The organism is Variovorax stachyos, from assembly GCF_051400855.1.
In the GTDB taxonomy this organism is placed as follows: Bacteria; Pseudomonadota; Gammaproteobacteria; order Burkholderiales; family Burkholderiaceae_C; genus Variovorax.
This window is the reverse complement of sequence record NZ_JBLFFN010000014.1, coordinates 67,437-80,781: the sequence shown is the minus strand read 5'-3', so window position 1 is coordinate 80,781 and position 13,345 is coordinate 67,437. Positions and strand designations below refer to the sequence as shown.

The window sequence follows — 13,345 nt, the reverse complement described above, 5'->3', positions numbered from 1 at the left end:
CGGCAAGGGCCCCGCAGGCCCTGAAGACCGCGGCGCTCAGCCGCAATCCACGATCCTGAACTCGACCCGGCGATCGAGTGCGTCCACCGCGTCGTCGGTCCCGGTCCCGATGATGTTCTCGCGAAAGCCCTTGCCGCTCGGCTTGGTGCGTTCGCCCAGCACGCCGGCTTCGCCGATCAGCCGCTGGCGGATGTAGCGGGCCCGCTGCACCGACAGCATGTCGTTGAAGGCGACCGAGCCGGTGCGGCTGGTGTGGCCGACGATGTCCATGCACACCTTGGCATCGGCGCTGGCCCTGGCGATCTCGCGCAGCCACATGGGGTAGGGGCCACTGACCTTGGCATCGGGCCAGAACGCGGTGCTGCCCGGATTGAACAGGAACTTCACACTCAGTTGCTGCTGCGCGATGCCGAAGGCCACGATCTTGCCGAAGGCCTGCTCGGCCTCGGCGGTGCGGCCGAGCTTGGCCGAGCTCAGGTAGATGCCGTTGAGCACGCGCAGCTGGGCGTTGCCGGCCGTGCCGCCGGCGGCGCTGTTGTAGTGCACCAGCGCGTCCTGGTAGCGCTCGGCGTTGTAGTGCGTGGTGGCATCCTTGATTGCCGGGGCCACCGCGATGCGCTCCAGGTAGTACGGGTCGGCGCGTTGGCCTGCGGGCGTGGCGGTGGTGCGAACGTAGCTGTCGATGACCTGGTCCTTGAGCGGCACGGGCGTGTCCCGGTAGTAGGGCAGTGGCGTGTGATCCAGGCCGTGGTCGCGTGCCACCGCCGAGGATTGGGCCACCACCATGCCGGTGGCCAGCTCGGTCAGGGCCAGGTCGATGCGCAGCGGGCTGCGCGCCTGTTCGACCGACAGCCGCGTCAGGGTGCCGGTCAGCAGGTAGCGGGCCCTGGCGAGGTTCGCGCTCTCGAAGGGCAGCAGCTCGACCGTGTCGTGCCGGGAGCCCACGCGCTCGCTGACCCGCTCCTGCAGCAGCTGCGTGGCCACGGTCTGCTGGGCGCTGCCGGCGTCGATCATCGGGTCGAGCACGACCCCGCGCCTGGCACTCGTGCGGGGGATCAAGGGTACCGGCTTCTGCGTTTGCATGACCAAGCCGTCGGTGGCCTGAGCGATGGCCTGGTCGAAGGGCAGCTCGGCCCTGGAGGGCGGCGGCGGCGGCGCGGGCGTCGCGCAGCCGCCGAGGCCGGCCAGGATCAGCAGGGCGCCGGACAGGGACAGGGCCAGGCGGCTGCGGGCGAAGGTCGTGGTCGTCATTCACAGCCCTTCTTGAGACTGGCCGCATCCCCGGCGCCCACGGGTTCGAGGGAGGCGCGCAGCAGCAGCTCGCTGCAGCGGCCGTCATGTGCGGGCGCGGCACCGGCCAGCAGGCGGGCCGGCGGCTCGGCGGCAAGCGCGGGTACTTCGCGCTGGGCCGGGCGTGCAGCCCGGACGGTGGGGCGCGACACCGTGCCGAACAAGGGGTCGTCGAGCGCCGGTGCGGATGCGACCGCGGGCCGCGGCTTGCGGCGCGGCGCCGGGGGCGGCAATGGCGCGGCCCCGGCGGACCGGGCGGCCGGCGGTGTGTCGAGCACGATCGACGGCACGGCGACGACGGGCAGCGGCTGCATGTCGGGCGACGCCGGCACCGGCGCCGGAGGCGTGCGCTCCCGCATCGCAGCCGCAGGCAGCGCGGGCGTTGCTGGCAACGAGGCCAGCACGGCCGGAGGCAGGTCGGTGCGGACCGGATCCCCGATGCGATAGTGACCGGCTGTCACCAGGCCGATCAGCAGTGCCGCCGTCCCCGCGAGCGCAGGGAACTTGAGGCGAGTGCGCCGCACCGGCGCCGGCTTCGAGCGGGGGCGCGGCGCCATCGCTGCGAACGGCTCGATCCGGCGGGCCATCGAAGGCGCGATCGGGGGCACGAAGCTCAGGGCCGCGGCGTGCAGTGCCTGCGCCTCGGCAGCATCGGAAGCCGACAGGCCGCCGGGCACGAAGTCCTCGGCATCGCCGCCCGCATCGCTCGCCATGCCATCGCCGCCCAGCCGCGCGCTGAATTCGGCGGCGCTCTGCGGCCGGTCCTGCGGAAACACCGACAGCGCCGCGTCGACGGCTGCCAGAAAGGGCTCGCTGTAGCGGCCGCGCGCAAGTGCGCAAAGGGGCTGCAGGGGGTCGTTGGGCACCCGTTCGATCGACGAGATCGGCGGCTGCCCGGTGATCGCTGCGTACACCACCGCCGCCAGCGCATAGAGGTCGGTCCACGGCCCCTGCCGCATCGAGGCGAGCTCGCCGTACTGCTCGACGGGCGTGAAGCCGGGCTTGAACACCACCGCCGGCGACTGGCCCGCGCCGTCAATCACGCGCCGCGCGGCGCCGAAGTCCAGCAGCACGGGGCCGCTGTCGGTGAGCAGGATGTTGTCGGGCGCGATGTCGCGGTGGAAGCAGCTCAGCGCATGCATCGTGCCGAGCGCGTCGAGCAGCGGGCGCAGCCAGGCGCGCAGCTCGGCCTCGTCGGGAGGGCGGCCCAGGCAGGCGAGGGCGCGCGCCAGCGTCGGGCCCTGGTAGTAGGGCATCGCCATGTAGGCCGTGCCGTTGTCCTCCCAGTGGTGCAGCACGCGCACCAGCGCGGGATGGTCGAAGCGCGCCAGGATGCGGGCCTCGTTGACGAAGCTGCGCAGGCCGATGCGGAAGCTGTCCTGGTGCCGCGGCGATCGGACAACCACCGCGGTCGAGGCGCGATCGCGCACCGCCAGCACCGCCGGCAGGTACTCCTTGATGGCGACATGGTGCTGCTGCGCGTGGTCCCAGGCGAGGTAGACCACGCCGAAGCCGCCCTCGCCGATCGGGCCGACGATCTCGTAGTCGCGCAGGCGCAGGCCTTCGGGGAGTGCGCGCGCGCGGTCGCGTTCGAACTCGGCCCAGTCGGGATGTGGCGCCGGCCAGTCGCTGCTCTGGGTCGCTGGGCCGGGAACGGCGGGCAGGCTGAGGGCGGCGAGGCTGTCCATGGCGTCCGATCCCCTATGTGAGCATTGACTCTACTGCGGGGATGCATACAGAAGCATTCACCAGAAGCACTAGGCGAAAAGGAGATTTGGGGCCTTTGGGACGTTTCGTTCCGAGCATGGGGCGACCAAGCACCGGCGGTAGCGCTATCGTCGCCACTAGAATCGCCGTCATGAACGCCGAGGCCTCCCCCGTACGCCGCAGTCGCCGCGGCAGTGGCGCCGTCACGCTGCACGACGTGGCCAAGCTGGCAGGCGTCGCGCCCATTACCGCGTCGCGGGCGCTCAATACGCCGGCACAAGTCTCCCCCGAGGTGCTCCGCAAGGTCAGCGAGGCCGTCGCCCGCACCGGCTATGTGCGCAACGTGCTGGCCGGCGGCCTGGCGTCCACGCGCAGCCGGCTGGTCGCGGCGGTGGTGCCCACCATCGCCGGGCCGGTGTTCCTGCAGACCGTGCAGTCGCTCACCGAGGCGCTGGCCGAGCAGGGCTACCAGCTGATGCTGGGCCAGAGCGGCTACACCGATTCGCGCGAGGACGCGCTGCTCGACGCCATCATCGGCCGCCGTCCCGACGGCATCGTGCTCACCGGCATCCTGCATTCGACCGAGGGCCGGCGGCGCCTGCTGGCCGCCGGCATCCCGGTCGTGGAGACCTGGGACCTCACGCCCACGCCGCTGGACATGCTGGTCGGCTTCTCGCACACCGAGGTGGGGCGCGCGGTGGTGGATTTCCTGCGCGCCAGGGGCCGCCGCCACTTGGCGGTGGTGGCCGGCGACGACGAGCGCTCGCGGCGCCGGCACCAGGCCTTTCGCGACGCGGCCCGCGATGCCGGCCTGCCCGAGGTGCCGCTGATCCACGTGCCGGCGCCGACCACGCTCGGAAGCGGGCGCCGTGCGCTGGCCGAGCTGCTCGCGTCGGCCCCTGGCATCGAGGCCGTGTTCTGCAGCTCCGACCTGCTGGCCCTGGGCGTGATGACCGAAGCCCAGGCCCGCGGCATCGCGGTGCCGGACCGGCTGGGCGTGGTGGGCTTCGGCGACCTGGAGTTCGCGGCCGACCTGCATCCGGCGCTCAGCACGGTGCGCATCGACAGCGCGGCCATCGGTCGGCAGGCGGCGCGCTTCATCGTGGACCGGGCCGAGGGTCGCGAGGTGGCCGAACGAGTCGTGGACATCGGCTTCTCGATCGTCGACCGCGCCAGCGCCTGATCAGTGAAAACCCTTAGCAACAGGTGCTTGACGCCAGAAACGGTAGCGCTACCATTTGATCCATCAACGGTAGCGCTACCAAGATCAGCGCACCCAAGCGCGATCATCTTTCAACTTTTTCGGAGACAAGCCCTATGAAGAAGCTGCTCGGCGCCCTGGCCATCGGCCTGACCGCCTGCCTCGCCCAAGCCCAGGAATGGCCCCAGAAACCAGTGACGCTGGTGGTCCCCTTCCCCGCTGGTGGCTCGACCGACATGGTGGCGCGCGCCATCACTCCCAAGCTCACGGAGAGGCTCGGCCAGCCCTTCGTGGTGGACAACAAGGCTGGCGCCACCGGCACCATCGGCGCGACCCAGGTCAAGCGCGCGCCCGCGGACGGCTCCAGCTTCCTGGTCACCTCGCTCGGGCCGCTGGTGATCGCGCCGCACCTGATCAAGGGGCTGCAGTACGACGCACTGAAGGATTTCGACCTGATCACCGTGGCCGTGCAGGCGCCCAACGTGCTGGTGGTGCCCGCCGCCTCGCCGCACAAGACGGTGGCCGACGTGATCGCCCACCAGAAGACGAACCCCGGCAAGATGACCTTCGCTTCCTCCGGCAACGGCTCCAGCGATCACCTCACGGCCGAGCTGTTCTGGCAGGAGACCGGCACCACCGGCCTGCATGTGCCCTACAAGGGCGGCGCGCCGGCCATCACCGACCTGCTCGGCGGCCAGGTCGAAGCGTCCTTCCAGAACGTCAACGCGGTGGTGCCGCACATCAAGGCCGGCAAGCTCAAGGCGCTGGCAGTCACCGGCGCGAAGCGCTCGCCGGTGCTGCCCGACGTACCCACGATGGCCGAGGCAGGGGTGAAGAACGTGGAGGTCTACTCGTGGCAGGCCATCGTCGCGCCCAAGGGGCTGCCGCCGGCGGTGCGCACCAAGGCCAGCGAGGCGATGGTGGCTGCGCTGAACGAACCCGCGGTCAAGCAGCAGTTCACCGCCATCGGCCTCGAAGTGGTCGGGAACACGCCCGCCCAGTTCGCAAGCTTTCAGAAACAGGAGTTCGACCGCTGGAAGAAAGTGATCGAGACCGGCAAGATCACGATAGATTGACTCTCCCCCAGGCTTGCTCACTTCGTGTAGCCGCCAACCCCCTCACCGGGGGCGACCCCAGCGGCCCGGCAAAGCCGGTTCCGCGGTGTCCCCCGAACGGGGCTGGCTTCGCCGCCCGCGACTGCGACAGCAACCGACACGGATCAACGCTCCTATGAATCAGACCCCCGTCATCACCGAACTGCGCGCGATCCCGGTCGCCGGCCGCGACAGCATGCTGCTCAACCTGAGCGGCGCCCACGGTCCCTACTTCACTCGCAACCTGCTGATCCTGACCGACAGCGCCGGCCGCACCGGCGTCGGCGAGGTGCCCGGCGGCGAGAAGATCCGCCAGACGCTGGAAGACGCGCGCGAACTGGTGGTGGGCCAGCCCATCGGCGCCCACCAGCGGGTGCTGCAGCAGGTGCAGCAAAAGTTCGCCGATCGCGACAGCGGCGGCCGCGGCCTGCAGACCTTCGACCTGCGCACCACCATCCATGCCGCGACGGCAATCGAGTCCGCGCTGCTCGACCTGCTGGGCCAGCACCTGGACGTGCCGGTGGCGGCGCTGCTCGGCGAAGGCCAGCAGCGCGATGCGGTGGAGATGCTTGGCTACCTTTTCTACATCGGCGACCGCGACAAGACCGACCTGCCATACGCGCGCGAGCCCGATGCGGCCGACGACTGGTCGCGCCTGCGCCACGAGAAGGCGATGACGCCCGAGGCGATCGTGCGCCTGGCCGAAGCAGCCAAGGCCCGCTATGGTTTCAACGACTTCAAGCTCAAGGGCGGCGTGCTGCGCGGGGACGAGGAAGTCGATGCCGTGGTCGCGCTGCACGAGCGCTTCCCCGAGGCGCGCGTCACTCTCGACCCGAACGGCGGCTGGCTCCTGAAGGATGCGATCCGGCTCGGCCACCGCATGCGCGGCGTGGTCGCCTATGCCGAAGACCCCTGCGGGGCGGAAGAGGGCTTCTCCGGCCGCGAGGTGATGGCCGAGTTCCGCCGCGCCACCGGCCTGCCGACCGCGACCAACATGATCGCCACCGACTGGCGCCAGCTGAGCCACGCGCTGGCGCTGCAGTCGGTCGACATCCCATTGGCCGACCCGCATTTCTGGACCATGGCCGGCTCGGTGCGCGTGGCCCAGACCTGCCGCGACTGGGGGCTGACCTGGGGCTCGCATTCCAACAACCACTTCGACGTCTCGCTCGCCATGTTCACGCAGGTCGGCGCTGCCGCGCCGGGCCGCGTGACGGCGATCGACACGCACTGGATCTGGCAGGACGGCCAGCGCCTCACGAAGGAGCCGCTGAAGATCGAAGGCGGCCTGGTGCAGGTGCCGAAGAAGCCCGGGCTGGGCGTCGAGCTGGACATGGCCGTGGTCGAGAAGGCGCACCAGCTCTACAAGCAGCATGGCCTGGGGGCCCGCGATGATGCGGCTGCGATGCAATTCCTGATCCCAGGCTGGACCTTCGATCCGAAGCGCCCTGCCTTCGTCCGCTGATCCTCCTTCTTAAGGAAGCCCCATGAGAGAAAACCGCCTGCGCACGCTGTGGAAATCCGGTGGGGCTGCCGTCAACGGCTGGCTCGCCATCCCCAACGGCTTCTCTGCCGAGACCATGGCCCACCAGGGCTGGGATTCGCTCACCATCGACCTGCAGCACGGCGTGGTGGACTACCAGGCCATGGTGACGATGCTGCAGGCCATCTCCACCACCGACACCGTGCCCGTGGTGCGCGTGCCCTGGCTCGAGCCCGGCGCGCTGATGAAGGCGCTCGACGCGGGCGCCTACGCCGTGATCTGCCCGATGGTCAACACGCGCGAGGACGCCCAGCGCCTGGTCGCCTACACCCACTACGCGCCGCGCGGCACGCGCAGCTTCGGCCCGGTGCGTGCCCTGCTCTACGGCGGGGCCGACTACCCGCAGCAGGCCAACGACACCATCGTCACCTTCGCGATGATCGAGACCGCGCAGGCGCTGGACAACCTCGACGACATCCTTTCGGTCGAGGGCCTGGACGCGGTCTACATCGGCCCGTCGGACCTGTCGCTGGCGCTCGGCTGCCGGCCCGTCTTCGACGACGTGGACCCGCCGGTCGCGCAGGCGATCGACCACATCCTCGCGCGCGCCAAGGCGCACGGCCTGGTCGCCGGCATCCACAACGGCACGCCCGAGGGCGCGCTGGCGCGCATCGCCAAGGGCTTCCAGTTCGTCACCGTGAGCTCGGACGCCCGCCTGATCGCCGCCGGCGCGCAGCAAGTGCTGGCCAAGATGCGCGCCGCGCCACCGGACGCAGCGCCCTCCAACTCCTCCACCTACTGAAAGGACATCGACATGAAGATCGGATTCATCGGCCTGGGCATCATGGGCGCGCCGATGGCGCAGAACCTGATGCAGGCCGGCCACGAGATGATCGTGCGCACCCGCAGCAAGGTGCCGGATGCGCTGAAGGGCGCCACCGTGTGCAAGACCAACGCCGAGGTGGCGCGCGCCGCCGAGGTGGTGATCCTCATGCTGCCGGACACGCCCGACGTCGAGCAGGTGCTGTTCGGCGAGGAGGGCGTGGCGGCCGGCCTCGCCAAGGGCAAGCTGGTGATCGACATGAGCTCGATCTCGCCGATCGATACCAAGCGCTTCGCCGCGAAGATCAACGAGCTCGGCTGCGACTACCTGGACGCGCCGGTCTCGGGCGGCGAGGTGGGCGCCAAGGCGGCCAGCCTGACCATCATGGTCGGCGGACCCGAGGCAGCCTTCGAGCGTGCGAAGCCGCTGTTCGAGAAGATGGGCAAGAACATCACGCTGGTGGGCGGCAACGGCGACGGCCAGACGACCAAGGTGGCGAACCAGATCATCGTGGCGCTCAACATCGCCGCGGTGGGCGAGGCCCTGGTGTTCGCGAGCAAGGCGGGCGCCGATCCGGCCAAGGTGCGGCAGGCGCTGATGGGCGGCTTCGCGGCCAGCCGCATCCTGGAGGTGCATGGGGAGCGCATGATCAAGCGCACCTTCAACCCGGGCTTCCGCATTGCGCTGCACCAGAAGGACCTGAGCCTGGCGCTGGCCGGTGCGCGTTCGATGGGGGTCTCACTGCCGCAGACGGCTTCGGCGGCGCAGCTGATGCAGTCTTGCGCCGCGCACGGCTGGGACCAGCTGGATCACTCGGCCCTGGTGAAGGCGCTCGAGCAGATGGCGGCGCACCCGGTGGCGCCGGACGGCGAGTAGACGCTGGAGGCGCGGGCGGGCCGCGTCAGCCGCGCAGGTACGACAGAGCGAAGAGGATGGCGGCGAGCGCGATGCCGGCGCGGGTGACGTAGATCCCGAGCTTGGCGGCGATCGGGTCTTGCGGCTGCAGGATGGCGGGCTTGGTGTCCATGACATGACTCCGAAGAGAGAGCTTCGATGTCATCGTAGGCACGAAGTGCGCGCTTGCCTATCGGCCAAACGGTCCGGCGGCTGTTTGGCCAGGGGCCAACCGTGCATTGCGTCACCATTGCGCAACAAGCTTGCGCCTCAGCCGCCGCGCATCGGCTGCACGCGCTCCTGCGGCGTCACGGTGCGCGTGACCAGCCGGCCTTCACGCAGCAGCGAGGCCTGCACGGCGCGCCCGATGCGCTCGGCGCCGAGCAGGCGCAGCAGGTCGTCCGCGCCGCCCACCACCACGCCGTCCAACGCAAGCAGGAGGTCGCCCACACGCAGCCCGGCCTGGTCCGCTGCGCCGCCCGCCAGCACCTCGCCGATGCGCACTGCGTTCGGCCCGGCCTGGACAGCGAGCGCCACGCGGCGCGACAGCGGCACCGTCTGCGCCGCGATGCCAAGATGGGCGCGCCGCACCCGGCCGTGGGCGATGAACTCGCCGATCACGAAGCGGGCCGTGTTGCTGGAGACCGCGAAGGCGAGGCCTTGCGCGCCGGCGATCATGGCCGTGTTGATGCCCACCACCATCCCCGAAGCGGCTACCAGCGCGCCGCCGGAGTTGCCCGGGTTGAGGGCGGCATCGGTCTGGATCACGTCGTCGATCAGGTGCCCGCTCTGCGAGCGCAGCGATCGGCCGAGTGCCGAGACGATGCCGGCCGTGATCGTCGACTCGAAGCCCAGCGGGTTGCCGATGCCCACCACCAGGTGCCCGCGCCGCAGCAGCTTGGAGTCGCCCAGCGTCGCCACGGTGGCGCCGCGCGGCAGCTCCGTGCGCAGCAGCGCGAGATCGGTGGCGGGATCGTCGCCGAGCAGGTCGGCGTCGAGCTCCCCGCCCTCGGTGAGCCCGATGCGGGCGCGTCGCGCGCCGGCAACCACGTGGCTGTTGGTCAGCACCAGCCCGTCGCCGGCGATCACCACGCCGGAGCCCGAGCCGCCGCGCCGCCCGCCCGCGGCGGCCTGTACCCGCACTACCGCCGGTCCGACGCGATCGGCCACCTCCGCCACGGCGCGCGAGTAGGCGTCGATCAGCGGGTCGGAGGCCGGCTCGGGAGCGCCGCCGGCAAGCGGTTCGGGAGAGGGAGCGGATGTGTCGAGCATGCGCTTCAGATGGCCGCATTGTGTGCAGCCGCAAGAGCCGGGGCACCTGCCCGGTTGGGCAGGTCGTGCTCGCGCAATGCCGTCGTTGCCGCAGGGGCAGCGCACGTGGAGCGCCGCGCCGGCGCGCTACGCGGGGACGGCGTCGATGTCGGGCCGGTCCCAGTGCCGGTGCTTGGCGATCGCCGCGACGAAGTCGTGCGCGATCTTCACCGCAGCCGTGTTGTCGCCGAGATTGGTGGCCGGCGTCGCCGCCACCACGATGCCGGGCGGGAACGACCTGGCGTCGGTGCCGATGCCCAGCGTCGACAGCAGCCGCACGCCCTCGCCCACGGTGCAGATGGCCTTGCAGTGCTTGTAGGCTTCGAGCACGAAGTGCACCGCGTCGCCGTTGCGCGCCATGGCCTCGGCACCCGGCGCGCCGGCCGGCACCAGCACCGCGTCGAACATCACCGAGGGCATGGCGAGGAAGGTGGCGTCCACCTCGAGCTGGCGCTTCGACGCGCTGGTGACCGTGCCCAGCCGCGGCCCCACCACCTTGCATTGCGCGCCGGCCTGTTCGATGGCCTCGCGGATCGGCTTGAGCGAGGCCGAGTCGATGCCGTCCACCGCCAGGATGGCGACCTGGCGGGTCTTGATGGAGCCATCGCCCGTGTCGACCATGCGCAGCGCCGGCGATTCCTCGATCGGCAGCTTCATCCGGTGCTCGCGATAGCCGGCGCGGCCGGCGGCCGCCTTCGGATCGGGCGCACCGATGCCCAGCGGCTCGGCCACCCGGCGCGCCAGCTTCTCGTCGACGAGCGCGAGGTTGTCGACCATGCGCTGGCGGATGATGGGCGCAGCGACCTTCGAGAGCTCGAAGCGGAAGGCCGCGATGATGTGCTCCTTCTCGGGCACGCTCTGGCTGTTGAAGAACAGCCGCGCCTGGGTGAAGTGGTCGTCGAAGCTGGGGCTGCGGCGCCGCACCTTCGGCGTCTCGAGCGCCTCGGGGAAGGACTGGAAGCCCGCGCTGCCGCCGTCGATGCGGAACTCCTTGCCGTCGTTCAGCGAGTGCGGCTCGTAGGCCACGTGGCCGCGCGCGATGGCCTGGCGGTGCATGCCGTCGCGCTGGAAGTTGTGGAACGGGCAGACGCTCTTGTTGATCGGCAGCTCGTGGAAGTTGGGCCCGCCCAGCCGCGAGAGCTGCGTGTCGGTGTACGAGAACAGGCGGCCCTGCAGCAGCGGGTCATTGGTGAAGTCGATGCCGGGCACCAGATGCCCCGGATGGAAGGCGACCTGCTCGGTCTCGGCGAAGAAATTGTCGGGGTTGCGGTTGAGCACCAGCCGGCCGATGCGCTGCACCGGCACCATCTCCTCGGGAATGAGCTTGGTCGGGTCGAGCAGGTCGAAGGGCAGCGAATGCTCCTTGTCCTGCGGGATCATCTGCACGCCCAGTTCCCATTCGGGGAAGTCGCCGCGCTCGATGGCTTCCCACAGGTCGCGGCGATGAAAGTCCGGGTCCTTGCCGGAGATCTTCTGGGCCTCGTCCCAGGCCAGGCCGTGGATGCCCAGCTTGGGCTTCCAGTGGAACTTGACGAAGTGGCTCTCGCCGCGCGCGTTGACGAAGCGAAAGCTGTGCACGCCGAAGCCCTCCATCATGCGCAGGCTGCGCGGAATCGCGCGGTCCGACATGACCCACATCAGCATGTGGGTGGTCTCGGGCATCAGCGAGGCGAAGTCCCAGAAGGTGTCGTGCGCGCTCGCGGCCTGCGGCATTTCGTGGTGCGGCTCGGGCTTGATCGCGTGGACCAGGTCGGGGAACTTGATCGCATCCTGGATGAAGAAGACCGGGATGTTGTTGCCCACCAGGTCGTAGTTGCCCTCTCGCGTGTAGAACTTGACGGCGAAGCCGCGCACGTCGCGCACCGTGTCGGCCGAGCCGCGCGAACCGACCACCGTGGAGAAGCGCACGAAGACCGGCGTCTTGACGGAAGGGTCCTGCAGGAAGTCGGCCGAGGTGAACTGCGACATCGACTTGTAGACCTCGAAGTAGCCGTGGGCTGCCTCGCCGCGCGCATGCACCACGCGCTCGGGGATGCGCTCATGGTCGAAGTGCGTGATCTTCTCGCGCAGGATGAAGTCTTCCAGCAGCGAGGGCCCCCGCACGCCCGCCCGCAGCGAGTTGTGGTTGTCGGGGATCTGGACGCCCTGGTTGGTGGTGATGCGCGGTGTGCTCTCGGCGATCGACTCGGCCAGCTGCTCGAGCTTGTCGTTGCTGCCGTTCGTCGGCTTGGGGCGGCGGCTGCCGGAGGGCTTCTTCATGGGCGTCATCGGGCGTTCCTTCGGTTGTTCCGGAGCGCCGCGGCATCAGCCGGCATCGAAAAAGACGTCCAGGGCGTTGACCACGACCGCGAGGCCGGCGATGCCGGCCACCGCCACCACGGACCAGAGGATGACATCGTCGATCCATGCCGCATCGAGTGCGCTGAAAAGCGAGGAAAGCTCCATGATTGGCTCCGAGTCATTGTGTGGGGATGGGGGTGCGTGGGGGGCACGGCCGACATGCAGCCGTGTGGAATGGCAAGCTTAGGCTGCGGGCGGCCCTGCGCCCGTAGTGGCCGCGCACCGGTGTCTGTGGGAGCGGCCAGCGGTTCGCGGTAGGACCGAACTGACGGATTCGAAGTCCGGCCTACGTGCGGTCGCGCTGCAGGCCACGCACGGATCTTGCGTCGCCACTTAGGATGCTGCTCGACCGGCCCCTCTCACTTTCGCGACCTCCACAGCCCATGCTCATCCGAATCGGCTACGACATCGAACTCGGCGTGAGCGCGCCGACTGCGCTGATCTACCTGCTGCAGGTGCACCCTTCGCGCGCCGGCGACGTCGTCGGCAGCGAGAACATCGCCCTCAGTCCGCCGCTCGCGACCGACTTCTACCGCGACGGCTTCGACAACCAGTGCGCACGCGTGCGCGTGCCCGCGGGCGTCACGCGGGTGCGCCTGCGCAACGAGGCGCAGGTCTTCGACACCGGCTGGCCCGACCCGGTCGACCTCGGCGCGGTCGAGCACACGCCGGACAACCTGCCGGTAGACACCCTGCGCTTCCTGCTGCCGAGCCGCTACTGCGAAGTCGATGGCGAGCTGCTGGCCTTCGCCTGGAACCACTTCGGCCAGGTGCCCAAGGGCTGGTCCCTGGTGCAGGCGATCTGCGACTACGTGCACGATCACCTGGTCTTCGACTATGCGAGCGCGCGCCCCACGCGGACCGCGCTGGAGGCGTGGCAAGAGCGGGTGGGCGTCTGCCGCGACTTCACCCATCTCGCGATCACGCTGTGCCGCTGCATGAACGTGCCCGCCCGCTACGTCACCGGCTACCTCGGCGACATCGGCATCCCGCCGGTGCCGTACCCCATGGACTTCAGCGCCTGGTTCGAGGTCTACCTGGGCGACCGCTGGTGGACCTTCGACGCCCGGCACAACACGCCGCGCATCGGACGCATCATGATCGCGCACGGCCGCGACGCAGCCGATGTGCCGATCACCATGGTGTTCGGCCAGCACACGCTGGAGCGCTTCGAGGTGGTGACCGAGGAAGTGGTGGGCTGA

General features: G+C 70.0%; 12 protein-coding genes. 6 read left to right on the top strand and 6 right to left on the bottom strand.

The genetic code is table 11. The features are described 5' to 3' along the window. Window positions 1-36: 36 nt before the first annotated feature. Both ACMGEZ_RS22150 and ACMGEZ_RS22145 read right to left on the bottom strand, forming a co-directional pair. Window positions 37-1,251: an OmpA family protein gene (locus ACMGEZ_RS22150; protein ID WP_436824429.1), complete on the bottom strand. Its 1,215-nt coding sequence runs from the start codon at window positions 1,249-1,251 to the stop codon at window positions 37-39. Further along, entirely contained in the window at window positions 1,248-2,978 is a 1,731-nt protein-coding gene (locus ACMGEZ_RS22145) for a serine/threonine protein kinase (RefSeq protein ID WP_436824428.1), read from the bottom strand. The genes ACMGEZ_RS22150 and ACMGEZ_RS22145 overlap by 4 nt, the downstream gene beginning before the upstream one ends. A 170-nt stretch (window positions 2,979-3,148) precedes the next feature. On the opposite strand from ACMGEZ_RS22145, the gene ACMGEZ_RS22140 reads away from it, so the two are divergent. The 5 genes from ACMGEZ_RS22140 (at window position 3,149) to ACMGEZ_RS22120 (ending at window position 8,474) form a co-directional block, all read left to right on the top strand. Continuing rightward, window positions 3,149-4,180 (top strand): LacI family DNA-binding transcriptional regulator, encoded by a 1,032-nt coding sequence (locus ACMGEZ_RS22140; RefSeq protein ID WP_436824427.1) that lies wholly within the window; start codon window positions 3,149-3,151, stop codon window positions 4,178-4,180. A 134-nt stretch (window positions 4,181-4,314) separates the two neighbouring features. Beyond that, complete coding sequence (locus ACMGEZ_RS22135) at window positions 4,315-5,274, top strand: Bug family tripartite tricarboxylate transporter substrate binding protein (protein ID WP_436824426.1); 960 nt, start codon at window positions 4,315-4,317, stop codon at window positions 5,272-5,274. 154 nt (window positions 5,275-5,428) lie between these two features. Further along, window positions 5,429-6,757, top strand: coding sequence for a glucarate dehydratase (gene gudD, locus ACMGEZ_RS22130; RefSeq protein WP_436824425.1), 1,329 nt, complete (start codon window positions 5,429-5,431; stop codon window positions 6,755-6,757). Window positions 6,758-6,779: 22 nt separating this feature from the next. After that, window positions 6,780-7,577 (top strand): HpcH/HpaI aldolase family protein, encoded by a 798-nt coding sequence (locus ACMGEZ_RS22125; RefSeq protein WP_436824424.1) that lies wholly within the window; start codon window positions 6,780-6,782, stop codon window positions 7,575-7,577. Between the two features lie 12 nt (window positions 7,578-7,589). Further along, complete coding sequence (locus ACMGEZ_RS22120) at window positions 7,590-8,474, top strand: 2-hydroxy-3-oxopropionate reductase (protein WP_436824423.1); 885 nt, start codon at window positions 7,590-7,592, stop codon at window positions 8,472-8,474. A gap of 25 nt (window positions 8,475-8,499) precedes the next feature. On the opposite strand, the gene ACMGEZ_RS22115 is transcribed toward ACMGEZ_RS22120, so the two are convergent. From ACMGEZ_RS22115 to ACMGEZ_RS22100, 4 genes are all read right to left on the bottom strand, one after another. Then, complete coding sequence (locus ACMGEZ_RS22115; protein WP_436824422.1) at window positions 8,500-8,625, bottom strand: hypothetical protein; 126 nt, start codon at window positions 8,623-8,625, stop codon at window positions 8,500-8,502. A 137-nt stretch (window positions 8,626-8,762) separates the two neighbouring features. After that, on the bottom strand, window positions 8,763-9,764 hold the full coding sequence (locus ACMGEZ_RS22110) for a S1C family serine protease (protein ID WP_436824421.1): 1,002 nt from the start codon (window positions 9,762-9,764) through the stop codon (window positions 8,763-8,765). A gap of 126 nt (window positions 9,765-9,890) precedes the next feature. Then, window positions 9,891-12,071: a catalase gene (locus ACMGEZ_RS22105; protein ID WP_436824420.1), complete on the bottom strand. Its 2,181-nt coding sequence runs from the start codon at window positions 12,069-12,071 to the stop codon at window positions 9,891-9,893. A 36-nt stretch (window positions 12,072-12,107) separates the two neighbouring features. Then, window positions 12,108-12,248 (bottom strand): hypothetical protein, encoded by a 141-nt coding sequence (locus ACMGEZ_RS22100; protein ID WP_436824419.1) that lies wholly within the window; start codon window positions 12,246-12,248, stop codon window positions 12,108-12,110. Window positions 12,249-12,526: 278 nt separating this feature from the next. Here ACMGEZ_RS22100 and ACMGEZ_RS22095 point away from each other — a divergent pair, with 278 nt between their 5' ends. Beyond that, complete coding sequence (locus ACMGEZ_RS22095; RefSeq protein WP_436824418.1) at window positions 12,527-13,345, top strand: transglutaminase-like domain-containing protein; 819 nt, start codon at window positions 12,527-12,529, stop codon at window positions 13,343-13,345.

Coding starts and splice junctions, on each gene's coding strand:
- gudD (WP_436824425.1), top strand. CDS start 5,429: ATGAATCAGACCCCCGTCATCACCGAACTGCGCGCGATCCCGGTCGCC.
- ACMGEZ_RS22150 (WP_436824429.1), bottom strand. CDS start 1,251: ATGACGACCACGACCTTCGCCCGCAGCCGCCTGGCCCTGTCCCTGTCC.
- ACMGEZ_RS22115 (WP_436824422.1), bottom strand. CDS start 8,625: ATGGACACCAAGCCCGCCATCCTGCAGCCGCAAGACCCGATCGCCGCC.
- ACMGEZ_RS22110 (WP_436824421.1), bottom strand. CDS start 9,764: ATGCTCGACACATCCGCTCCCTCTCCCGAACCGCTTGCCGGCGGCGCT.
- ACMGEZ_RS22145 (WP_436824428.1), bottom strand. CDS start 2,978: ATGGACAGCCTCGCCGCCCTCAGCCTGCCCGCCGTTCCCGGCCCAGCG.
- ACMGEZ_RS22135 (WP_436824426.1), top strand. CDS start 4,315: ATGAAGAAGCTGCTCGGCGCCCTGGCCATCGGCCTGACCGCCTGCCTC.
- ACMGEZ_RS22095 (WP_436824418.1), top strand. CDS start 12,527: ATGCTCATCCGAATCGGCTACGACATCGAACTCGGCGTGAGCGCGCCG.
- ACMGEZ_RS22140 (WP_436824427.1), top strand. CDS start 3,149: ATGAACGCCGAGGCCTCCCCCGTACGCCGCAGTCGCCGCGGCAGTGGC.
- ACMGEZ_RS22100 (WP_436824419.1), bottom strand. CDS start 12,248: ATGGAGCTTTCCTCGCTTTTCAGCGCACTCGATGCGGCATGGATCGAC.
- ACMGEZ_RS22120 (WP_436824423.1), top strand. CDS start 7,590: ATGAAGATCGGATTCATCGGCCTGGGCATCATGGGCGCGCCGATGGCG.
- ACMGEZ_RS22105 (WP_436824420.1), bottom strand. CDS start 12,071: ATGACGCCCATGAAGAAGCCCTCCGGCAGCCGCCGCCCCAAGCCGACG.
- ACMGEZ_RS22125 (WP_436824424.1), top strand. CDS start 6,780: ATGAGAGAAAACCGCCTGCGCACGCTGTGGAAATCCGGTGGGGCTGCC.